Origin of the sequence: Umezawaea beigongshangensis, assembly GCF_016464305.1 — a bacterium.
Classification (GTDB): Bacteria; Actinomycetota; Actinomycetes; order Mycobacteriales; family Pseudonocardiaceae; genus Umezawaea_A; species Umezawaea_A beigongshangensis.
In genome coordinates this window covers 654,138-676,566 of sequence record NZ_JAEIOJ010000003.1, presented here as the reverse complement: position 1 = coordinate 676,566, position 22,429 = coordinate 654,138, and the positions used below count along the sequence as shown (strand labels likewise).

At 74.6% G+C, this 22,429-nt stretch carries 15 protein-coding genes; 7 read left to right on the top strand and 8 right to left on the bottom strand.

The genetic code is table 11. The features are described from left to right. Positions 1–8: 8 nt before the first annotated feature. Together IMZ35_RS11350 and IMZ35_RS11345 are read left to right on the top strand one after the other, a co-directional pair. Positions 9–1,232: a sensor histidine kinase gene (locus IMZ35_RS11350; RefSeq protein ID WP_199440920.1), complete on the top strand. Its 1,224-nt coding sequence runs from the start codon at positions 9–11 to the stop codon at positions 1,230–1,232. Then, entirely contained in the window at positions 1,220–1,864 is a 645-nt protein-coding gene (locus IMZ35_RS11345) for a response regulator (RefSeq protein WP_199440919.1), read from the top strand. The genes IMZ35_RS11350 and IMZ35_RS11345 overlap by 13 nt, the downstream gene beginning before the upstream one ends. 103 nt (positions 1,865–1,967) lie before the next feature. Here IMZ35_RS11345 and IMZ35_RS11340 read toward each other — a convergent pair whose 3' ends face one another. After that, positions 1,968–3,338: a resuscitation-promoting factor gene (locus tag IMZ35_RS11340; protein ID WP_438816856.1), complete on the bottom strand. Its 1,371-nt coding sequence runs from the start codon at positions 3,336–3,338 to the stop codon at positions 1,968–1,970. Between the two features lie 54 nt (positions 3,339–3,392). Further along, complete coding sequence (locus tag IMZ35_RS11335; RefSeq protein WP_199440918.1) at positions 3,393–6,932, bottom strand: SDR family NAD(P)-dependent oxidoreductase; 3,540 nt, start codon at positions 6,930–6,932, stop codon at positions 3,393–3,395. Between the two features lie 500 nt (positions 6,933–7,432). On the opposite strand from IMZ35_RS11335, the gene IMZ35_RS11330 reads away from it, so the two are divergent. After that, a complete protein-coding gene (locus tag IMZ35_RS11330) occupies positions 7,433–8,026 on the top strand; it encodes a hypothetical protein (protein ID WP_199440917.1) in 594 nt (197 codons plus the stop codon). Between the two features lie 75 nt (positions 8,027–8,101). Here the strand turns inward: IMZ35_RS11330 and IMZ35_RS11325 are convergent, their stop codons facing one another. Together IMZ35_RS11325 and mptB are read right to left on the bottom strand one after the other, a co-directional pair. Beyond that, positions 8,102–9,511 carry an FAD-dependent monooxygenase gene (locus tag IMZ35_RS11325; RefSeq protein WP_199440916.1) on the bottom strand — a complete coding sequence of 470 codons (1,410 nt, stop codon included), beginning with the start codon at positions 9,509–9,511 and terminating at the stop codon, positions 8,102–8,104. Between the two features lie 13 nt (positions 9,512–9,524). Next, on the bottom strand, positions 9,525–11,021 hold the full coding sequence (mptB, locus tag IMZ35_RS11320; protein WP_199440915.1) for a polyprenol phosphomannose-dependent alpha 1,6 mannosyltransferase MptB: 1,497 nt from the start codon (positions 11,019–11,021) through the stop codon (positions 9,525–9,527). A 146-nt stretch (positions 11,022–11,167) separates the two neighbouring features. On the opposite strand from mptB, the gene IMZ35_RS11315 reads away from it, so the two are divergent. Beyond that, positions 11,168–11,761, top strand: a complete 594-nt coding sequence (locus IMZ35_RS11315; RefSeq protein ID WP_307867937.1) for a TetR/AcrR family transcriptional regulator C-terminal domain-containing protein — start codon at positions 11,168–11,170, stop codon at positions 11,759–11,761. Between the two features lie 10 nt (positions 11,762–11,771). Here IMZ35_RS11315 and IMZ35_RS11310 read toward each other — a convergent pair whose 3' ends face one another. Beyond that, entirely contained in the window at positions 11,772–13,091 is a 1,320-nt protein-coding gene (locus IMZ35_RS11310) for an aminotransferase-like domain-containing protein (RefSeq protein ID WP_199441040.1), read from the bottom strand. Between the two features lie 94 nt (positions 13,092–13,185). Here IMZ35_RS11310 and IMZ35_RS11305 point away from each other — a divergent pair, with 94 nt between their 5' ends. After that, positions 13,186–13,953 (top strand): alpha/beta fold hydrolase, encoded by a 768-nt coding sequence (locus IMZ35_RS11305; protein ID WP_199440913.1) that lies wholly within the window; start codon positions 13,186–13,188, stop codon positions 13,951–13,953. 281 nt (positions 13,954–14,234) lie between these two features. On the opposite strand, the gene IMZ35_RS11300 is transcribed toward IMZ35_RS11305, so the two are convergent. Beyond that, on the bottom strand, positions 14,235–14,891 hold the full coding sequence (locus IMZ35_RS11300; RefSeq protein ID WP_229371369.1) for a lytic polysaccharide monooxygenase auxiliary activity family 9 protein: 657 nt from the start codon (positions 14,889–14,891) through the stop codon (positions 14,235–14,237). A gap of 370 nt (positions 14,892–15,261) precedes the next feature. Here IMZ35_RS11300 and IMZ35_RS11295 point away from each other — a divergent pair, with 370 nt between their 5' ends. Both IMZ35_RS11295 and IMZ35_RS11290 read left to right on the top strand, forming a co-directional pair. Further along, positions 15,262–16,413, top strand: coding sequence for a cellulose binding domain-containing protein (locus tag IMZ35_RS11295; protein WP_307867936.1), 1,152 nt, complete (start codon positions 15,262–15,264; stop codon positions 16,411–16,413). Between the two features lie 16 nt (positions 16,414–16,429). Beyond that, positions 16,430–16,747: a hypothetical protein gene (locus IMZ35_RS11290; RefSeq protein ID WP_199440911.1), complete on the top strand. Its 318-nt coding sequence runs from the start codon at positions 16,430–16,432 to the stop codon at positions 16,745–16,747. 102 nt (positions 16,748–16,849) lie between these two features. Here the strand turns inward: IMZ35_RS11290 and IMZ35_RS11285 are convergent, their stop codons facing one another. Together IMZ35_RS11285 and IMZ35_RS11280 are read right to left on the bottom strand one after the other, a co-directional pair. Continuing rightward, positions 16,850–19,948: an AfsR/SARP family transcriptional regulator gene (locus IMZ35_RS11285; protein ID WP_199440910.1), complete on the bottom strand. Its 3,099-nt coding sequence runs from the start codon at positions 19,946–19,948 to the stop codon at positions 16,850–16,852. Between the two features lie 427 nt (positions 19,949–20,375). Then, positions 20,376–22,346, bottom strand: coding sequence for an alpha/beta fold hydrolase (locus tag IMZ35_RS11280; protein ID WP_199440909.1), 1,971 nt, complete (start codon positions 22,344–22,346; stop codon positions 20,376–20,378). Positions 22,347–22,429: the final 83 nt, after the last annotated feature.

The window sequence follows — 22,429 nt, the reverse complement described above, 5'->3', positions numbered from 1 at the left end:
TTGATCACGTGATCCGCCGCGGGGCCCGCGATCTGGCCCACCTGCTGGCCAGCCTGGTGCTGGGCCCCGCCACCTTCGTGTGGGTCCTGGTCACCACGCTGGCCAGCACCGTGCTGTCGTTCACCCAGCTCGCCCCGCCGGTGTTCCTCGTGGTGACGTGGGTGACCCGCCACCTCGCCGGGCTCGAACGCCTGCGCGCGGCGCTGGTGCTCGGCCGCCCGGTCGAATCGCCCTACGAGCCGGCGACGTCGGCGAACCCGTGGCGGCGCGGCAGCGAGCTGATCCGCGAACCCGCCACCTGGCGGGACCTCGCCTGGCTGCTGCTGCTGTTCCCCCTCGGGCTCGCCGGGCTGGCCGGGGTGGTCGTCGGTCTGGTGGACCTCGGCGCGATCGTCGCGCCGCTGTGGCTGTGGGCGGTGCCCAACCCGAACCTGCCGCCGGTCGTCCGCTGGCTGTTCACCAGCGCGGGCGGCCGGTTCGTCCTCACCGCGCTCGGCCTGGTGCTGGCCCCGGTGGCGTGGCGGCTCGTCGCCGTCTCGGTTCGCGTGCAGGCGCGGGTGGCGGTGGCACTGCTCGAACCCGGCCCCCGGCAGCGCCTCGCGCGACGCGCCCGCCAGCTCGCGGCCACCCGTCGCCGCGTGGTGGACGTGCAGGCGGCCGAACTGCGCCGGATCGAGCGCGACCTGCACGACGGCGCTCAGGCCAGGATCGTCGCCGCCGGCATGACGCTCGCCCTGGCCGACCGCGCGATGCGCACCACCGGGAAGCCCGCCCGCGACCAGGTCCTCACCGCCCGCCGCCAGCTCGACGAGGCGCTCGCCGAGCTGCGCAGGCTGGTCCGCGGCATCCACCCGCCGATCCTGACCGACCGGGGGCTGACCGCCGCGCTCGCCGCGCTCGCGGGCGACGCGCCGCTGCCCGTCGAGATCCGCGGCGACGCGCTGGGGGAACTCGCGGCGGCCGTGGAGTCGGCGGCGTACTTCGTCGTCGCCGAATCGCTCGCGAACGTCGTGAAGCACTCCGGGGCGCAGGCGTGCGCGATCACCCTGACCCGCAGGGCCGACGCGCTGACCGTCGAGGTCCGCGACGACGGCCGCGGCGGCGCGGACGCCACCGGGTCCGGCCTGGACGGCCTGCGCCGCAGGGTCGAGGCGCTGGACGGCACGATGTCGGTCACCAGTCCGGTCGGAGGCCCGACCGTCGTCCACGTGGAGCTGCCGTGCGCATCGTGATCGCCGAGGACCTGCTGCTGCTGCGCGACGGGCTGGTGCGGATGCTCACCGACACCGGGCACACGGTCGTGGCCGCCGTGGCCACCGCGCCGGAGCTGGAGGAGGCGGTGGCCCGGCACCGCCCCGATCTGTCCATCGTGGACGTCCGGCTGCCGCCGGGCTTCCGCGACGAGGGGCTGCGCGCCGCGCTGGCGATCCGCGCCCGCGAGCCGAGGACGCCCGTGCTGATCCTGTCGCAGTACGTCGAGCGGGTGTACGCGGCCGATCTGATCGCCGGCGGCAACGGCGCGGTCGGCTACCTGCTGAAGGACCGGGTGACCGCGCTGGACGACTTCCTGGACACCATCGAGCGGGTCGCGGCGGGCGGCACGGTGATGGATCCGGAGGTCGTGCGGCAGCTCGTCGCGCGCAACGCGGGCGACCGCGGCATCGCGGCGCTCACCGCGCGGGAGCGGGAGGTGCTCTCGCTCGTCGCGCAGGGCCTGTCCAACTCGGCCGTCTGCGCCGAACTCGTGCTCGCGCCCGCTTCCGTGGAGAAGCACATCAGCAACATCCTGGCGAAGCTCGACCTGCCCCCCGCCGACGACAGCCACCGGCGGGTGCGGGCGGTGCTGGCCTACCTCAACCGGTGACGAGCTTCCCGTCCTCGGTGGTCACGGTGATGACGCAGCGGCTCATCACCTCGGCGGTGGCCCGCTCGGCCAGCTCGCGCCGTCACCGGGGTCCCGTGAACGGCTAGAGGCCGAGCTGGCCGCTGCAGTGGGGCCAGGCGCCGTAGCCGCCGCGCGCGTCGCGGACCTTCGTCGCGACGGCGATCTGCTGCTCGCGGGTGGCCTGGTGCGGCAGCGGCGCGTACTGGGAGCCGCCGTAGGCGTTCCACGTCTGGGCGTCGAACTGGAGGCCGCCGTAGTAGCCGTTGCCGTTGTTGATGGCCCAGTTGCCGGTCGCCTCGCACTGCGCGAGGCGGTCCCAGACCGCGCCGTCGGGCGGGACCTTCGTGCCGACCTTGACCTTCTTGGCCCTCGGCTCCTTGACGACCTTCGTGCCGAGCTGCTCGCGGCCGATCTCCTGGCCGTTCTTCTGGGTGACCCGGTAGGTGACGACCCGCTCACCGGCCTCACCGGGGTCGACGACCTCCTCGGAGCCCTTCATCAGGGTGCTGTCGGGGATCTCCTCGACGGGCGGGGCGATCGACTCCGAGACGTTGAGGACCGCGACGCCGGTGCGGCTGATGCGCACCTCGGCGCCGTTGGTGATCCGCAGGTCGAGCGCCTGCTCGACGTGGTCCTCCGCGCCGACGGCGAGGTTCTCGGTCTTCAGCAGCTCCTCGACGGTCACCGCCGTCGTGCGGAGCTGGCGGGCCTCCTGCGCGCCGTCGAACAGGGTGATCGTCTTGACGGTCTTGACCTCGACCGACATGCCCTCCAGGGGCACCTCGGCGTCGCGGCCGACCGACGTCCACGCGTCGTCGGCGGCCACGCCGAGCTGGCGCATCGCCTCGCCGACGGTGACCGAGCGGACCCAGCCCCGCTTCTCCTCGCCGTCGACGCTGAGCCGCACCTGGCGACCGCGGTCGAGGACGATCTTGCCGCCGTCGCCGACCTTCGCCTGCGGCGACGGGCTCAGCGCGTCGTGCTCGCCGATGGTGATGCCCTCGTCGGCCAGCACCTCGCCGACGGTGGACTCCCAGGTGCGCACGGTCGTGCTGTGGCCGTCGACGTCCACGGTGATCGACTTGTCCATCGCCAGCGCCGACGCGCCGCCGCCGGTGATGGAGATCAGCACGGCCGCGACGGCGCTCTTGAGGAAGCGCCGCTTCCACTTGCCCAGCGCCTCGACCAGCTCCGCGCCCTCCGCCGAGTCCGGCACGATCATCGGCGGCATGACCGCGGTCTCGGCGTTGATGAGCCGGATCAGCTCGTCGACGTCGACGTCCACCGACGCGAGCAGGTCGTCCGCGTCGGGACCGAGCACGTCCAGCACGTCGGCGGTCGTGATGGTCAGCGCGTCCAGCGGGTCGTGCGGGCGGTCGACGAGCCCCACGGCGGTCCCGCCCACCGGGCCGAACCACTCGGTGTCCTGGGAGAACCTGTCGGGTCCGGTCACAGGGTCGGAACCTTCCGTCGGCGGAAGCGGCGTGAACGAGCGGCGATCATCCCACTACCCCACGAGCGGGCCGCGCGCGGCCCCGGCGTCGGCGGGGAGGTTGCTCCGCACGGGGGAACGCAGCAGCCCCAACCACTCCAGCCATCCCCGCAGGGCGGTCGCGGTGCTCCTGGCGTGCTCCTCCACGACGGTGAAGTGGTCTCCGGGCACGTCCAGCACGTGGTGCGGCACCGGCCAGGAGGTCCGCCAGTCCTGGCCGTGCCGGGGGCCGACCATCTCCGGCGCCGGCGTCTGGGCGCGCAGCAGCAGCGTGGGGGTGCCGATGACCTCCGGCGTCCACGCGCCGAAGATCCGGGTGTAGGCGCCGGTCGCGCCCAGCGCGGCCTCCTCGGCGGCGGCGTCGAGCCGGTCGCCCTCGCGCAGCGCGGTGCGGGCCAGCAGCGCCGGGAGCCAGTCGTGGGCGTCGTCGTCGGGGTAGGTGTCGATCAGCGCGAGCGCCGCGGCGGGTGAGCCGAGGTCTTCCAGGTGGGTGGCCACGGCGTGCGCCGCCCGGCCACCGCTGGCCCGGCCCAGCACGACGAACGGCCGGTCGCCGAAGTGCCGCAGGACCGTCTCGGCGTGCAGCCGGGCCAGCGTGCGCCAGTCGTCCGGCACGGCCTGCCCGGTGCCGAAGCCGGGGTGCGGCAGGACGTGCACCTCGACGCCGGGGCCGAGGTGGTCGGCGAAGAGGACGTACTCCCCCGCGCCCGCCGCCGGGACGAACGAGGGCAGGCAGATCACCGCGGGGCCGCGCACGGGTGCCGGGGACAGCCGGACCGGCGGGAGGGCGTGCGAGCCGCGGGCCGCCGCGTCGAACGACGGCAGCGCCCACGACGCGGTGACGAGCATCTGCGTCGCCGAGGCGGGCTGGCCCGCCCGGCACACCCCGCGGTAGAGGGAGGTGAGGGTGTTGGTGGAGGCGCTGATCCTGGGCAGCAGGACGGTGTCCGGCTCCCGCTCGGCCTGGGGCTCCACGTGGTCGAGCAGCCACTCGGGCAGCGCCGTGCCCGGCGCGGCCGGGGTGACGATGCTCCGCAGCACGGCGGGCACGGCCGACGCGGGCGGGCGCTCCGCCTCGGGGTCGAGCAGGATCGGCGCGAGCACCGGTTCGCCGCAGCGCAGCGCCGCGTCCAGCAGCACCATGCCCCGCTCGGGCGAGATGCCGGTGAAACCGTTGCGCCGCTGGCGGTTGCGGGCGGCGATGCCGCGGTCGTGCGCCCAGGAGCCCCAGGCGAGCGACTGCGCGGGCAGCCCCTGCGCCCTGCGGTGCTCGGCGAGGGCGTCGAGGAACGAGGTGGCCGCCGCGTAGTTGCCCTGGCCGGGGGTGCCCAGCAGTCCGGCGGCGGAGGAGAACAGGACGAACACCGACAGGTCGAGGTCGCGGGTCAGCTCGTGCAGGCTCCACGCCGCGTCGACCTTGGGCCGCAGCACGGCGGCCATCCGCTCGGGCGTCAGCGCGGACAGGACTCCGTCGTCCAGGACCCCGGCGGCGTGCACGACGCCGGTGAGGGTCGACCGCACGCCGTGCACGACGGCGCCCAGGGCGGCCCGGTCGGTGACGTCGGCCGCGACGATGCGCACCCGCGCGCCCATCGCCTGGAGCTCGCCGCGCAGCCGTGCCGCGCCGGGGGCGGCCGGGCCGCGCCGCGACACCAGCAGCAGGTCGCGCACACCGTGCTTGTCGGCGAGGTGCCTGGCGACGACGGCGCCGAGACCTCCCGTGCCGCCGGTGATCAGGACGGTGCCGCGCGCGGTGGGCGTCGGGCCGGGGGTCGCGGGTTCCGAGGCCCTCGCGAGCCGCGGCACCGACACGACACCCTCCCTGATCGCGAGCTGGGGCTCACCACCGGCGACGGCGGCGTGCAGCAGGCGCAGGGACTCGGCACGCCCGTCGAGGTCGACGAGCGTGATGCGGCCGGGGTTCTCCGACTGGGCGGTGCGCACCAGCCCCCACACCGCCGCCGCGGCGAGGTCGGGCACGGGGGCGGTGGCGTCGCGGGTGACGACGACGAGCCTGGCCCGCGCCAGTCCCGGCCGCTCCTGCCAGGTGCGCAGGGACTCCAGCGTGCGGGAGGTCAGCGAGTGCACGGTGGACACCACGTCGGTGTCGGTGGCGCGGGTGCTCACCGGCAGGACCACGACGTCGGGCGCGTCCTGCCCCTCGGCGACGTCGGTGTCCTGGCGCAGCACCACCCACGTGCCGTCGACCGAGCCGACGGGGTCGGGCTTGACGACCCAGTCGACCCGGAACAGCGGCTCCCGCACGGGCACCGTGACCACGTCGCGGGGCGGAGGCGGCGGGGCGGTGGCGACCCGGCCGGTGATCTGGACGTGGGCGTTCCTGGTGCGCCGGGCGAGGTCGCCGGTGCGGCACCAGCCCTCGCGCAGCGCGGTGTCCGACGCCTCGGGATCGTTGTGGTAGCGCAGCATCCGACCGGGGCCGCCGACGAGCAGCTCGCCCTCCTCGCCGGTCTTGACGTCGCGTCCGGTGGCCGGGTCCACCAGGCGGATCATCCGGCCGGGCACCGGCAGGCCGGAGGAGTCGTCGACGGGCGGGTCGCCCGGCCTGGTGACCGAGATCAGGCCGCAGGTCTCCGGCGCGTGGTGGCCGTCGAGCAGGTCGACGCCGAGCGCGTCGAGCACGGAGCGGCGCAGCAGCGGGGTGCTGGGCGCACCCGTGGACAGGCAGATCCGCAGTCCGCGCGGGGTGAACCGGGCGTCGCGGACCGAGCGCACGAGCCGGCGGAACGTGGCCGCGTCGCCGACCAGGACGGTGACCCCTCCGGCGCGCAGCACCTCGACGCTCCGGTCGATCTGGGAGGGGCTGGTGATCCGGGCGGTGGCTCCGACGGCGAGGACCCCCAGGACGCACAGCGAGTGCGCGAACGCGTCGGTGGTGGGCAGCGGCCACAGCACGACGTCGTCGGAGGTCAGACCGAGGAGCGGGGCGTGGCACGCCGAGGACGGCCACAGGGCGGCCCGCTGGCTGGACACCACCCCGCGCGGGGTGGGAGCGGTGCCGCTGGGCGGGTAGTGGATCCACGCCGGGGCGTCGAGGTCGAGCGCGTCGGCGGCCGGCCACAGCGGCTGTGTGCCGGTGGCCGTGTCGTAGCCCAGGGTTCCGCTGGGCGCGTCCCGCGCGGGCTCGGGACCGGTGACGACGAACTCGGCGTGCTGCCCGGCGGGCAGGGCGCGACGGACGGCGGGCAGCCGCTGCGGGTCGGTGATGATCACGCGCGGGGCGCTGTCGCCGAGCAGGTGCGTCAGTTCCGCCTCGGTGCAGCGCGCGTCGAGCGGCACGCCGACGCCGCCCGCCCTGGTGATCGCGATCAGGCTCTCCACGACCGCCACGCCGTCGTCCAGGTGGATCGCCGCCCGGTCCCCGGACTCCAGCCCGAGCTGGGCGAGGTGCCCGGCCATCCGCGCCGTTCTCACGTCGAGCTCGGCGTACGTCGCGCTGCGGGTGCCGTCGTCGAAGGCGACCCTGGTCGGCGAATCGCGCACGTGCTCGGCGAGCAGCTCGGGGAGCGGACGGATCAGGCGGGCGTGAAGCATGTCCACACAAGTACCGGTAGGGCCACACCGTGTCGAACGGCGGGGTCGTCTCGCGGAGCCGACTGCGCTGACGCCCCCCGTGATCTGCCCCCGGTGGCGCTCCCCGCGGGGACTCGGCCCCGTCACCCCGGCCGGGTGAGCGCCGCACCCCGGTCGGCCGCGACGTCCCCGGCGTTCGCAGCACACCGGAACCGTCGCGGGGAACGCCGCGGACGGTGACGGCGCTCGGCCGATCGGCCGAACCGCGCGACGAGCAGACACAAACGGCCGCGCCCTTCTGTGTGTTCCGCGCGAAGTGCGGGAACGTGACACCCAAACGTTAGGACTGTGGCGCACACTCGTGACCGGAGAAAGTGTTGTGTTCAACGAGGCAATTGTTGGAAGGGATGCGATTACCTCTTCCGGGCAGTGCGCGGACCGCCACCCCGGTTCCTCGTCGTTGTCCGAACCCCATCACGACTCCAGCGCCGAAACCCGGTCAGCAGCCCCAGGGAGAGACGATGCAGACGATCGCCGCGAACACGGACGTGGAACTCCTGCGCCGGATGAGGAGACTCGTCACGCTGATCAGGGCCCAGAACTGCCTGACCTCGTCGGTCAGCACCTGGCTGGGCATCCAGGACAACCACCGCAGCGGCGTCACGCACCGCCTGCTCTCCGAGGACCGGCGGTGCGCCACCTCCGCGGAGGCCCACGTGCTCGACCTCGACGAGGGCGAGCGCACCACCTACCGGCAGGGCGAGCTGTGGGCGGAGCTGGCCGGCGTCCCGGTGCGTCTGGCCTCGGTGAACGCGCTGGTGGTGACCAGCAGGTTGCCGCGCAGCGTCCGCGAGGACCTCGACCTGGGCATTCCCCTCGGGCTCGCCCTGCAGAAGGTCGGGATGCGGCGGCAGACCGACGCGCCGGACTACCGGTACGTCACCGACGAGCGCGGCGGCACCGGGCTCGTCGCCGAGCTCACGGCCTCGCTGCTGGTGAACGGCGTGCCGTGGGTGCTCACCGACGAGCGCCTGGAGCAGTCCATCGTGGCGCACCGCGAACCCGGCCCCGGCGTGCTCGCGGCCTTCGGGTGGACGTCGGCCCGCGCGGGCTGACGAAGCGCTTCGAAATCGCGCGTGAACTGCGCGATGCAATTTGCCGACCACGAGTTGAATGACACGCGTCCCGCTCTACCGCGATGCGGAAATCGAGGCGACGTGGCCGTCGGGACGGATCAGCGCGGCGGCCACGCCGTCCCATTCGAGACGATCCCGCGGTGCACGTGCAGAGTGCACGAGCGTTCTGGCCGGTACCGGCAATTCGGCGTTCCCGGCGAAGTCGAGAAGAACGTGCCGACCGGGTCGCAGCAGTGCGAACAATCCCGATCCGCCCACCGGCAGATCGGGTGCACGGGTGCCGACCAGCGGGTGCGCGTCGTCCGGGGCGCGGTAGGCCACGCCGAGCGCGGAGAGCTGCTCCGCCAGGTCGCGCGACACCTCCGGGCGGGTGACCACGAGGGTGGAGAGCACGTCACGCAGCGCACGGCCCTGCGCGGAGAAGGAGGTGATCAGCGCGGTCTGGGCGAGGCTGCTGCGCAACACGGCCGCGCCGACCGGGTGGCGCTCGTCGTGGTAGGTGTCGAGCAGGACGTCGGGCGCCTCGCCCCGCACGACGGCGGCGAGCTTCCAGCCGAGGTTGGCGGCGTCCTGCACGCCCAGGTTGAGCCCGACCCCGCCGGCGGGGAAGTGCACGTGGGCGGCGTCGCCCGCGAGCAGCACCCGGCCGAGCCGGTACCGGGCGGCCTGGCGGGTGGCGTCGCCGAAGCGCGAGAGCCACACGGGCGCGCCCATCCCGACGTCGTGCCCGGCGATCCGCTCGACGGTCCGGCGGAACTCCTCCTCCGTCAACCGCCCCGGCCGGTCCGTCCCGACGTGCTCGGGGGTCACGCCGACCAGGCGGTGCAGCCCTCCTCCCAGCGGCACCACCAGGAGGTTGCCGCGCTCGGTGACCGTCCCGACCGGCTCCCGCGGCGGCGAGTCGAGGCGCACGTCGCCCAGGAAGCCCCACGTGGTGGCGTCGGTGCCGGGGAAGTCGATCCCGGCGGCGGCGCGCACGGCGCTGCCCGCCCCGTCGCAGCCGACGAGGTGGGAGCCCCGCTCGTCCGCGGAGCCGTCGACGTGGACCACGACGCCGTCGCCGTCCTGCGCGAACCCGCTCACCCGTGCCCCGCGCCGGATCTCGGCCCCCAGCGCCACGGCACGGGCCTCCAGCAGTTCCTCGGTCCTGACCTGCGGCAGCGCCAGGGTGAACGGGAACGGCGTGTCCAGCACGGAGAAGTCCAGCCGGCTCTCCAGCGCGCCGAAGTGCCCGGTGGGGATGCGCACCCCCTCGTCGAGGAACGGCCGGTGCGCGTCGCGCGAGGCGAGGACCTCGACGGTGCGCGGGTGGATCGTGAGCGCCTTGGAGCGGGTGCCCCGCCGCGGCGCGGCCTCCAGGACGAGCACGGGCACGTCGTTCAGCGCGAGTTCCGCGGCCAGCCACAGGCCGGTGGGGCCCGCCCCCGCGACGATCACCCGTCGCCCCGCTTCGATCTCGGTCATCACTGCTCCTTGGTCACCGACCAACAACGGGACCAGTAAACCTTGGTCGGTGACCAAGAAGCAACCCGGTGCCGCGCAGCAGCGGGAGCGCCGCCCCCGCCAGCAGCGCGCCGATGGCGTAGCCGGTGACGAGCTGACCGGCCCGGCCGGAGAAGTCCCCGGCCAGCGGGGGGACGAGCAGCGCGAAGACCGCGACGAGCGCGGCCAGGCCGGTCCGGGCGCGTCCCGGCAGCGGGCAGGCGGCGAGGGGGACCACGGCCCACAGGAGGTACCAGGGCTGCACCACCGGCCCGAGGACGACGAACAGTCCCAGCACCGCGCCGAGGGACGCGACCCCGCCGATCCGGCCGCGCAGCTGCGCGCGCAGCACGAGCGCGATCCCGCCCACCGCCAGCACGCAGCCGAGCGTCCTGCCGACGCCGATCATCACCGGGGTGATCTGCGCGCCGAACACCGCACCGACTCCCCCGGTCAGGAAGCCGAACCAGTTCGTGGGCGCCAGCCAGCTGTCGACCTGCCCGGACGTGCCCAGCGTCCGCACCCACCCGAATCCGAGCCCGGTGAGCAGCGAGACCGCGCCGCACACCGCCACGAAGGCCAGCAGCGTCCCGGCCCCCGCGAGCACGAGGTCGCCGACCGTGCCGCCGCGACGGCGTGCCAGCGCGGTCCCGACCACGGCCAGCGCGAGCAGCGCGGGCAGCTTCACCTCCGCGCCGAGGGCGACGAGCACGACGCCGAGCGCGAGGGGCCCCCACTCGATCCGCTCGCGCAGCGCCTCCAGCGCGACGACCGCGCCGGTGAGCATCAGGCCCAGCATCAGCGAGTCGTTGTGGACGCCGGCCACGAGGTGCCACAGCACCAGCGGGTTGAGCACGCCGAGCCACAGCGCGGTGCGCGGCGCGCCTCCCGCGAGGACGGCGAGGCGGGGCACCGCCCAGACGACCAGGACCAGTCCCAGCACCGCGACCAGGCGGTGCAGCAGGACGCCGACCAGCGGATCTCCCGCCGACACCTGCGCGATCAGCCGCTGCACCGCGCCGAACAGCGAACCGTAGGGCGACGGCGTGTCGCGCCACTGCGGGCCCACCCGCCCGACGATCTCCGACGCCGCGCCGAGCGCCGTCGCGGGACCGAGGGCGTGCGGGTCGAGACCGCGCGCGGCGATCTCCCCCTGCGCGAGGTAGCTGAACACGTCCCGGCTGAACAGGGGTGGCGCGACCAGCAGCGGGGCGCACCAGAGCGCCAGCGTCCACCTGAGCCGCTGCGGACTCGGCGGCGTCCGGCCGAGCAGCGCCCACGACAGCACCAGCACGGCGGCACCGGCGATCCCGGCCGCGAGCGCCGCCGTGGCCGGAGCGGACGACGGGGCCGTCACCGCACCGGCCCACGCGGCGGCGACGAGCAGGAGGACGCCGCCGAACCCGGTCCAGCGGAGCCGGTCCGCAGCGCTCGTGGAAGCGTCCACTCCGGACGGTGCGGGCGGGCGCCGTTCCGCCAGGGACGGTGACATCTGTGCTCCGATCGGGGCGGTGCGGTGAACCGGCGGGACGGGCGGGACCGCCGCGTGCCCCGATGCTGCCGGGTGGGAGATCATTCCGAATCGCACCGGGGTCGCACGCCGCGTACGACCACAGGAGGACCCGATACGATTGGTCGGTGACCAAGAAGCTCACCCCGGAGGCGGTCGTGCGGGCCGCGCTGGAGCTGCTGGACGAGCGCGGCGCGGACGCGGTGTCGCTGCGGGCCGTGGCCGAGCGGCTCGACGTGCGGATGAACACCGTGCTGTGGCACGCGAAGAGCAAGACCCGGCTGCTGGAGCTGATGGCGGACGCGATCGTCGCGGGCGCGTCGCTCGACGGGCTGCCCGAGCCGTGGGACGAGCGGGTGCGCGCGCTGGCGCGGCGCCACCGCGGCGCGCTGCTGGCCCACCGCGACGGCGCGGCCGTCGTGACCGGCACGTTCGTGACCGAGCCGGCGACGCTGGCCCACGCGGAGGCGCTGGTCGCCGCGCTGCTCGACGGCGGTCTGCCGGAGCGGGAGGCGGCGTGGACGGCCTGGTCGATCACCTACTTCGTGCTGGGCCTGACCCAGGAGGAGCAGGCCGGTGAGCACGTGACGCCCACGGCCCTGGCCGCCGCCGTGACCCCGCACGGCCACCCGGCGCTGACGCGGACCCTGTCGCACCTGGGCGCGCGGGACTTCGAGGCCCGCTTCGAGTTCGGCCTCGGCCAGCTCCTGCGCCGGCCCTGACCAGCACCCGTCAGTCGACGCCCGCGTCCTCCGGGGTCCGGCGGGCCAGGGCCGCCAGGGTGTCCAGCGCCGCCGCCAGGTCGTCGAGCGGGGGCGCGGCCAGCGCCAGGCGCACGGCGTCGGGCGCGCGGCCCGCCCCGACCGCGAACGCGGCGGCGGGACTGACCGCGATGCCGCGCCGGGCGGCGGCGGCGACGAACGTCTCCGCGCGCCACGGCTCCGGCAGCTCCCACCACGCGTGGTAGGCGCCGGGATCGGCCCGCAGGTCGAACCCGGCCAGCCGGTCCCGCACCATCCGCTGCCGGGCCGCGGCGTCGCGCCGCTTGGCCTCGGCGATGCCCGAGGCCGTGCCGTCGCCCATCCAGCAGGTCGCGGCGTCCAGGGCGAAGTGCGACGCGATCCAGCCGCCCGAGCGCAGCGCGGAGGCCACCCGCTGCGTCCACGCGGGCGGCGTGGCGGCGAACCCCAGCGTGAGACCGGGTGAGAGGCGCTTCGACAGGCTCTCCACGACGACCGTGCGCTCCGGCGCGTGCGCGGCCAGCGGTGCCGGGTCCTCGCGCAGGAAGGAGTAGATCGCGTCCTCGACGATCGGCAGGTCCAGCTCGCGGGCCACCTCGGCGAGTTCGGCCCGGCGCGCGTGCGGGGCCGTCGTGCCCAGCGGGTTGTGCATGGTGGGCTGCACGTACAGCGCGCGCAGCCGCCCGGCGGCGCGCACCGCGTCCGGCACGAGGCCGTGCTCGTCGACCGCCAGCGGCACGAGCGTCACACCCAGCCGCGCGGCGATGCCCCTGACCACCGGGTAGGTCAGCTCCTCGACGCCCAGCCGATCCCCCGGACCCGCGAACGCGGCGATCGTGCCCGCGATGGCCTGCCGTCCGTTGCCCGCGAACAGCAGGTGCCGCGGGTCGGGAGCCCAGCCGGGACGGGCCAGCAGCGCGGTGGCCGCCTCGCGCGCGGCCGGCGTGCCGTCCACCCCGACCGGGCGCAGGGACTCGGCCATGACGTCGGGACGCAGCAGCCGGGTCAGGCTCCGCGCGAGGAGCGCGGGCTGCTCGGGCAGCACGGGGAAGTTCAGCTCCAGGTCCACCCGCGCGCCGCCGGGGTCGGCGAGCGCGACGTCCGCCGGGACGCGCACGAACGTGCCGCGGCCGACCTCCCCCACCGCGAGGCCGCGGCGCACCAGGTCGCGGTAGACCCGCGCGGCCGTGGACGCGGCGATGCGGCGCTGACGCGCGAAGGCGCGCTGCGGGATCAGCCGCTGTCCCGGCGTCAGCCGCCCGGCCGCGATGTCGGCGGCCAGCTCGTCGGCCAGCGCCCGGTAGTCCTCCACCACGACTCCCCCGCATTGCACCGAGTGCATTGTTTTCATTGCTCGCTTGATTGTGCGGGCAATAGCCTCGAAGCGTCAACGAGAGGAGCCTTCCGTGGAACTGGCGTTCGACGACGAGGGACGCGGCGGCACACCGCTGCTGCTGGTGCACGGCCACCCGTTCGACCGCACGACGTGGCGTCCGCAGGTCGAGCGGTTCAGCCCCGAGCGGCGGGTGATCGTGCCGGACCTGCGCGGTTACGGCGCGAGCCCCGCCAGCGGGCCGGGTCCCGTGCGCCTGGAGGACTTCGCCGGTGACCTCGCCGCGCTGCTGGACGCGCTGGAGGTGGAGTCGGTCGTGATCGGCGGTCTGTCGATGGGCGGGCAGATCGTCATGACGTTCCTGCGGATGTTCCCGCAGCGGGTGCGCGGGTTGGTGCTGATGGCGACCTCGCCCGCCGCCGACACGCCCGAGGCCGCCGACGCCCGCCGCGCGACGGCCGCGCGCCTGGAGGCCGAGGGGCTCGACCCGTACGCGCGGGAGGTGCTGCACCGGATGGTCTCGCCCACCGCGGACCCGCGGGTGGCGGCGCACGTGCTCGACGTGATGCGCCGGACGTCCCCCGCCGCGGCGGCCGCCGCGATGCGGGGCCGGTGCGAGCGCCCCGACCTGTCCGGCGTGCTGGCCGGGGCGACGGTCCCGGCGCTGGTGGTCGTCGGGACGCAGGACGAGTACACGCCGGTGGCCGAGGTCCGCGGGATGCACGCCCTCCTGCCCGACTCGCGCCTGCTGGTGGTGGACTCGGCCCACCTCCCGAACCTGGAACGCCCGGCGGAGGTCAACGAAGCCCTGGCCGCGTTCCTGTCCGACCTGGACGCCTGAACCGCGCGAGTCGCCCGTTCCAGCACCGCGGGTGGAGCGTTCCGGCACGAGCCCGCGCACCCCGCTGGCACTGGCGGCGGGCGTCGCGCTGCTCGCGGCGAGCTCCGTCTCGAACGCTCAGCTCACCGTGCTCGAACGCTCAACTCGGAGATGTGGCGCGGACCCGCACGACGTTGTGCGGGTCCGCTCCTCGTGCGGTCACGCCACCGCGCGGGCGGCGTGACCGCCGTCGGGTTCGCCGTGCTGGTCCTGGCCCCGGCGAACCCGAGCCCGGCTGGGAACTACCGGGTGAAGACGACGTCCGAGCAGCTGTAGAAGGCCTCGGGGCTGTCCGAGCGCTGCCAGATCGAGTAGATGACGTGCCGCCCGGTCTTGTTCGGCAGGGTGGCGTTCCAGCGGTACTCGCCGCCCGCCAGCGGCGGGTTGGTGATCTGGTCGAACGGCTGGGCCTCCAGGTCGGACCACTTGAGCGGTGCCGCCGGGTTGAAGCCGTCCTTCGTCACGTACTGCTGCCAGGTGCCGGGGTGCGGCGCCCAGGCGTTGTACCGGAAGGTGATCGGCGCGCCCGCGCGGAGCTGGGTGCTGGGCCAGTCGGCGCGCGCGAGGTTGTAGCCGTCGTACTTGACCTGCGGGCCGCACAGGTGACCGTCGGGGATGATCTGCTGGTGGCGTCCGGCGGCGTTGCTGATCAGGTTGCCGAACCAGTCCCACAGCGGCTGCTTGCCGCCGATGGCGACGGCCTGCACGCAGGCCGGGTTGGTCGGGTTCAGGTCGCCGTTGCCGTGCGCACGACCGTCCTCGTAGCAGGCGTGGGTCCTGCTCGACGGGTAGGTCATCGAGCCGTGTGCCAGTGCTTCACCGCTCTGGGCGAGCATCGTGCTCGCGACGAGGGCGGTGACGAGTGCGGCGGCCGACGCCGCGGTGCGCTTGTGTCGCAAGACCTTTTCTCCTTCGTCACTGCGCTGTGGTGTCCCCCGGAGACTGGGAGCGCTCCCAGTCCACCGACGATCGCATCCGGTTCACCCGGCGTCAACCGAGCGTCTCAACGGCCGCATCGACAGGAAACCGTTATGCCTCAACCCTTCGGCCCACTCCCACCCGGCCACGCGGGTGCGCCGGGTGAGGATTCCACCCGACCCGCTCCCAGATCTACCCGATCGCCGGATCGCCGCACCACCCGCCATGCGGCCGGATCACGGATCGCGACAACCGTTGCGCCACCGGGGAAACAGTTCGACTTGCGGCAGATGTCCGGCTCGTTACAGTCCTGGGAGCGCTCCCAGAAGTCAGTGCCGACGAGGAGGACGCGTGAGAATCGGAATCGCACGGCTGACCGCCGCGCTCGGCGCGACCGCCGTCACGGCGGCGCTCGTCGTCGCGGGCGGCACTTCGGCGGGCGCCGCGCCCGCGTGCACCACGACCTACCAGTTGAACCAGTGGACCGGCGGGTTCGTCGCGCAGGTCGCGGTGAGCAACGCCGGGGCCGCCCTGCCGAGCTGGACGCTCACCTGGACGTTCGCCGGGGACCAGCGGGTGGTCTCGGGCTGGAACGCGACCGTCGTCCAGTCCGGACGGACGGTGAGCGCGGCCGGCACCGGCGCGCTGCCGACCGGCGGATCGGCGCAGTTCGGGTTCCAGGCCACCTACAGCGGCACCAACGCCACCCCGGCAGACTTCGCGCTCAACGGCGTGCGCTGCAACGACGACGGCGTCCCTCCCACGACGACGACCACGACCACGACCACGACGCCGGTCCCCCCGGTCGACTGCCCGAGCGGCGGGGTGTGCGACGGGTTCGAGGACCAGACCGGCGTCACCCCGTCCGGCCGCTGGACCGTCGGCTCACCGAACTGCTCCGGCACCGGCACGGCCTCCGTGGACTCCGCGGTCGCGCACAGCGGGTCGAAGTCGGTCCGCGTCGACGGCCGAGCGGGGTACTGCAACCACGTCTTCGTCGGCACCGGCCTCTCCGGGCTGCCGGCCGGACAGCCCGTGTTCGGCCGGTTCTGGGTCCGCCACACGACCGCGCTCCCCGAGGCGCACGTGACGTTCCTGGCGATGCGCGACAGCGCGGACAACGGCAAGGACCTGCGCATGGGCGGGCAGAACCGTGCCCTGCAGTGGAACCGCGAGTCCGACGACGCCACGCTGCCCGAGCAGAGCCCCGCCGGTGTCGCGCAGAGCGCGCCGCTGCCGCTGAACACCTGGACCTGCGTCGAGTTCCGGGTGGACGGGGCGAACGGCCACCTGAGCACGTGGGTGAACGGCACTGCCGTCGCCGGGCTCCAGGTGGACGGGGTGCCGACCGCCGACGTCGACGGCCAGTGGCTGCGCCGCACCGGCTGGCGACCCGCCGTGACCGACCTGCGCCTGGGCTGGGAGAGCTACGGCAGCGGCGACGACACCCTCTGGTTCGACGACGTCGCACTGGCCACGTCCCGCCCGGGCTGCTCCGGCTGACCGCGGGACTCGCGGGGTGCGGGTCCGGCCTCTGGGCGGCCGGACCCGCACCCACCTCTCCTCGTCCGGACGGCGACGCGCGACCACCTCCCGCAGTACCGCCGGAACGGCCTGTCCGTCCTCGTGGGGGTGTCGACTGCTCGGCGACGTCGGAGCGTCGTCGCTCGTCCGCGGGTCCGTCGCGACGACCGCGCTGATCGGGCTGATCGGGCTGATCGGGCTCCGCCTGGTCACCGCTGAGGACGACGTGCACCGGGGGCCGCACCGGCTCGCCGTAGGCGTCATCGCGGTCCTGGTGGTCGTCGCGGGGGTCGTGGCCGTGCCGCTCGGCTGAACTCCACCGGACGGCGGTTCGAGGTGGCCGCTCGCCGGTCCGGCCGCGTCCGCTACCGGCGCGGCGCCGATCGCGCGGCGGCGTCGCCGGTCCGCGAGGAGATCACGACGACGTGCCGCCGCTGCCCCTGATCGTCTCCTCCGCGCGGCGGGCGCTCACGACGAACAGCTCGAACCCGGCCCGCGCGGCGACCCCGGCGGCGGCGCGGGCGTGTTCGAGTGCGGTCTCGGCGCGTCCGGCGGCCAGCTCGTCGTGCGCCAGTCCGAGCATCCCCTCCAGCTCTCCGCGCACGTAGCCCGCCTCCCTGGCCACGGCGAGCGCCCTGCCGTGGTGCTCCGCGGCCCGCGCGGTGTCGCCGGTGGCGCGGTGCACGTCGCCCAGCAAGCTCGTCGCGTCGACCTCCAGGCGCGTCTCGCCGATCTGCTCGGCCACCAGCAGCGCGCGCCGCGCCGCCTCGCCCGCCTCCTCGACGCGGCCGTCGTCCAGCGCGACCCGGCCCAGCTCGTTGCGGGCGTAGCCCTCCACGTCCCGCGCGCCGTTGCGCTCGTACAGGTCCAGCGCGCGGTGCAGGGCCAGCGTCGACTCCCGCAGTTCGCCCCGGTCGCGGTGCAGGCGGCCCAGGTTCACCTGGTAGATCGCCATGCCGTACAGCGATCCCAGCTCCTCGGACGTGGCCAGCGCCGTGCGGAACAGCTCCAGCGCCTCGTCGAGGTCCCCGCGGTCCTGCCGGATCAGCCCGAGGTTGCCCACGACGGTCGCGATGCCGTCGCGCGAGCCGATCTCCTCGAAGGCGGCGCGCGCCACGACGTAGGCCTTCTCGGCCAGTTCCAGCTGTCCCAGCTCCCAGTGGATGCCGCCGAGGTTGGTCATGACGCCGCCCTCGCCGTGCCGCAGCCCGGCGTGGGAGTAGTGCTCGTGCGCCTGCTCGAAGTGCTCGATCGCGAGCCGGTACTCCACCCGCGTCCAGTGCGCCAGCGCCAGCGAGGCGTGCATGGCGGCCCGCGCGTGCCGGTCTCCGAGGCGTTCGGCCGCGGCGAGCGCGGCCCGGCCGACCGCCAGCCAGTCCGGGAGGTGCTTGCGCACCATGAAGAACCCGCGCAGCGCGTCGGCCAGACGGCACGCCTCGGGCAGCGGGCCGTGCTCGGCGGCGTGCAGCACGGCGGAGACGAGGTTGGCCCGCTCGGTCTCGAACCAGAGCAGGGCCTCCTCCTCCGAGCGCGGCTCGATCCGCAGCACCGCCTCGGAGCGCCCCTCCAGGCTCGGGCCGACCCTGGGGAACAGCAGCTCACCGGCGAGCAGCGCGGTGTGCGAGTAGACCGTCAGCAGGCGGTTCAGCGCGTCCTCGCGCTGCACCGCGGTCATCTCGCGCTCCGCGCACTCGGTCGCGTACACGCGCACCAGGTCGTGCGGCCGGAACCGCTCCGGGCGCTCCTCCTCGACGAGGTTGGTCTCCACGAGGCGGCGCAGCAGCTCGTCCGCCGCGTTCTCGGTGCGGTTCAGCAGCGCGGCCAGCGCCACCGGCGTCACGACGGGACCGGGGTGCACGCCGATGTGCCGGAACGCCTCGCGCACCGGCTCGTCCAGCGCGGCGTAGGACAGCGCGAACGCCGCGCGCACGGTGGACTCGGCGTCGCCCTCGACCTCCAGCGCGCCCAGCCGGTCGCCCTCGCGCAGTTCGGCGACCACGTCGCCCACCGCGCGACCGGGGTGCACGGCGAGGTCGCCCGCGACGATGCGCAGCGCGAGCGGCAGCCGTCCGCACAGCCGCACCAGCTCGGCGGCCTCCGCTCGTGAGCCGACGCGGTCCTCGCCCAGCAGCTCGGTGATCAGCCACAGGGCCTCCTGCTCGCTCAGCGGGTCGAGCGCCACGTGGTGCGCGCCGTCGCGGACGACCAGGCCGGTGAGGCGGTTGCGGCTGGTGACGAGCACCAGGCAGGTGGAGGTGCCGGGCAGCAGCGGTCTGACCTGCTCGGCGCTGACGGCGTTGTCGAGCAGGATCAGCACGCGGCGACCGGCGAGGAGCGAGCGGTACAGCGCGGCCTGCTCGTCCACACCGGACGGCACGCGCTCGGCGGGCACGCCGAGGGCCCGCAGGAACTGGCCCAGCGCCTCGACCGGCTCCACCGGCGGGTGCACCGGGTCGAAGCCGCGGAGGTTCACGTGCAGCTGGCCGTCGGTGAACTCGTGCGTCCGGGAGTGCGCGACGTGCAGCGCGAGAGCGGTCTTGCCGATGCCGGCGACACCGTCGATCGCGGAGATCACCATCGTCGACGGCGGCACCGGGCGGGCCAGCAGCGCCGCCAGCTCGGCCAGCACGTCCGACCGCCCGGCGAAGCACGTGCTGGCCGCGGGGAGCTGACGCGGCACCGGCACGACCGCGGCGTCGGCGGCCACCGCGGCGGTCTCCGACTCGGCCGGGACGTCGGCGAAGCGCGGCAGCGGTTCCTCGCGCAGCATCGCCTCGTGCAGCGCGCGCAGCTCGGAGCCGGGTTCGATGCCCAGCTCGGCGATGAACCCGCTGTGCGTCGCCCGGTACAGCTTCAGCGCCTCGGCCTGCCGCCCGGTGCGGTGCAGCGCGATCATCAGGTAGCCGCGCGCCCGCTCCCGGTAGGGGTGGCGGCGGATCAGGGCGCGCAGTTCGGGCACCACCTCGGCGGTCGAGCCGCGCCGCAGGTCGGCCGCGATGCGCTCCTCGACGACGATCAGCCGCTGCTCCTCCAGCCGCGCGGCCTCGTTGCGGGCCACCTCCAGGTCGGCCAGGTCGGCGAACGGCGCTCCCCGCCACAGCCGCAGCGCCCGCCCCAGCAGCGCGCTCGCCGCGTCCAGGTCGCCCGCGACCAGCGCGCGCCGGCCGTCGGCGGCGAGATCGGCGAAGCGGTCCGCGTCCACCTCTCCGCGCTCGACGTGCAGGGTGTACCCGGCCGGGCCGTGCGCGATGCGCTGCGCGCTGCCCAGCGCCGTGCGCAGCCGGTGCACGTTGACCTGGAGGGTGTTGCGGACGTCGCGCGGCGGCTGATCACCCCAGATCGTCTCCACCAGGGTCGACGGGTGCACCGCGGAACCCCGTTCGCAGAGCAGCGCGGCGAGCAGTCTGCGGAGTCTGCCGCTGAGCCGGATCTCCCTCTCGCCGTCGCGCACGGACACCGGCCCCAGCACGCCGAACTCCATCACCAGCTCCCACCCCTGCCACCTGCCGTGCACAGGCTGTCACACCCCGGCGGCGGGGGTGGTCGTCCGGAGGCAAATGCGGCCGACCGGCCCAACGCCTCCCGTCGTGACGCGTGGCGTCACCCGCGACCGTGACGAAACGCCGGTGCCCGCCGCGTGCCGCGGAGTTGCCCGTCACCGCACGGCCACCGTCGCCCCCCGCCCGCTCCGGGACGGTCGTGCCCGAACTCGGCCGCCGCTGGTCGTGGCCGGGACCGGCATCGCGCTGAGGGGTGCGGCTGCTCACCACCGCGACGGCGACGAGCTCCGTCGTGGTCGGTCCGTTCGCGACCGGGTTCGCGGGCCAGCCGCACCGGCCGGTGGATCGCGCTGTCCCCGCACGAGCCGCTGGCCGTTTCAGCTCGAACGTGACGAAACCCCGCTGTGCGCTCGGCGGGCGCACAGCGGGGAGTCGTGCTCGTCAGGACGCGGTGCGGGGGACGGACCGGGACGAGAGGCCGAGGACCAGCAGGGCGAGGTTCGCCGCCGCGGCCGCTCCGACGATCACGGTGACCGGCGCCACGAGGCCCGGCACCGCGACGGAGCCCAGCACCCCGCCGAGGAGCGCCCCGCCGATCGCGGCGATCAGGCTCGCCCGCTGAACGCGGGACGGCAGGTCGCGGCGGGTGGCGGCCAGGTACGTGCCGAGGCCGATCAGCAGGCCCGCACCGGGCACAGTGGCCGTCGCGCTGGCCACGAAGTCGTCCGGGTCGACGGTCCAGACCAGCAGGACGCCCAGGAACCAGCCGCCCAGGCCGAGCGGGACGACCGTCAGGACGCGGAGCCAGACGCCCGCCCGCGGGCCGAAGCCGCCGCGCCGGTACCACCTGCGGGCCATCGCGCCGAGCAGGAGCAGGGCCAGGGCTGCGCCGGTGACGGTGACGCCGATCAGGAGCTTGGCGATCGTGGACATGCTCAGCGGCACGGCCGCGAAGTCGACCGGGCGGGTGTCGAACCGGGAGCTGTCCACCTCGCCGGTGTCGAAGAACGTGGTCAGCAGGTGCTGCCCCGCCTCGGGGCGGTGCTCCCAGAAGTCGGCGGTGTGGCCCAGGTCGGGGAGGATCACCTGCTGCCCGCGCGACAGCGAGGGCAGCAGCTCGTCGGTGGCGAACCGCGCGGGGGTGGAGAAGTCGACCGAGCCGCTGACCAGGAGGGTCTCCACGTCGCTCGGGCGCGTCGTGCGGTACTCGGCGTTGTCGGGGCTGTCCGGCCACACCGTGGAGAAGCCCGACGGCCCGCCCCAGAGGAAGTCGGTCGACGCGTTGCCCAGGATCGAACCGGGATCGCCGCCGTCGTCGTAGTAGCTCTGGGCCGCCGGGGCGTCGATCGCGGCGAACGAGGCGAACTCGCCCCAGACGATCGAGGTGGGCAGCGTGACGTCGGCCAGGACCGACATGGCCCACAGGGCGCCGGTGTCACCGCTGAGGTAGGCGTCGACGAGGGTCGGCGCGTTGTTCGGAGCGGACGCCGGGCCGTTGTGGTGCATGGCGTACTGGCTCAGGACGCGGACACCCGTGTCCTTGATCCGCAGCGGCCCCCAGCTCTCGGGGATGTCGGCGGCGGTGTCCCGCACCGTGGCCGCGAGGTCCGGCGTGCGCGCGGAGCAGGTGGCGTCGGCCCGGCACAGTTCCGAGTACTGCTCGAACTGCGAGTCGGTGGTGCGCGGGTCCCAGAAGAAGTGGCCGGGCGGGTTGACCGAGATCATCGCGGACCGGTTCAGCGAGTCGGGGTGCCGCCAGGAGTAGATCATCGCGGTGCGCGTCCCGGCGCTCGAACTGACCAGGTTGATCGTCGAGTAGCCCAGCGCGGTGCGGGCCGCCTCCAGGTCCTCGACCCGCTGGACGATCGAGTAGGCGGTGAGGTCGACGCCGTCGCCGGTCAGCCGCTTCGCGCACAGCTCGAACGTCCTGGTGGTGGTGGGCAGGGCCTCGGCACCGGTGAGGTCGTCCGACGACTGCATGGCCAGACCGACCTCGGGGCAGTCCAGGCGGCGCGACCCGTCGACGCCCCGGTAGCCGACCAGGACCACGTCGTGGTCGGCGTTCAGCCTGCTCGCCTGGGGGAAGGTCATGTTCGTCATGCCGGGACCGCCGCCCAGCCGGAAGACCGGTTCGCCGGGATCGGGCGAGGTGGCGCGGACGCGGATCACCGGGAGCGCGATCAGCTCGGACGCCGGGTCGTTCCGGCTCTCCGGGACCACGAGCGTGCCGCAGTCGGCGGCGACCGTCCCGGCCTCGGTCGAGAAGTCGCACTGCTCCGTGGTCAGCGAACCAGCGCCCGCTCCCTCGGGCACGGCGAGGGTCTGCTCCGGCCGCACGCTCAGGTACACGAGGGAGAGCAGGACGCCTGCGGTGATCGCGAGAGCGACGACGCGGGACTTGAACTGAGCCATGGGAGAACCGTAGGAATTCCGGCGCGGCCGATCTTCCCCCGGCGGACCGAGGACTCCTCCCCCTGGCGGGTGATGCGCTCGAC

Bases quoted from the DNA above. Each gene is read 5' to 3' on its own strand.
- IMZ35_RS11280 (WP_199440909.1), bottom strand. From the start codon at position 22,346: ATGGCTCAGTTCAAGTCCCGCGTCGTCGCTCTCGCGATCACCGCAGGC.
- mptB (WP_199440915.1), bottom strand. From the start codon at position 11,021: ATGTCACCGTCCCTGGCGGAACGGCGCCCGCCCGCACCGTCCGGAGTG.
- IMZ35_RS11330 (WP_199440917.1), top strand. From the start codon at position 7,433: ATGCAGACGATCGCCGCGAACACGGACGTGGAACTCCTGCGCCGGATG.
- IMZ35_RS11335 (WP_199440918.1), bottom strand. From the start codon at position 6,932: ATGCTTCACGCCCGCCTGATCCGTCCGCTCCCCGAGCTGCTCGCCGAG.
- IMZ35_RS11325 (WP_199440916.1), bottom strand. From the start codon at position 9,511: ATGACCGAGATCGAAGCGGGGCGACGGGTGATCGTCGCGGGGGCGGGC.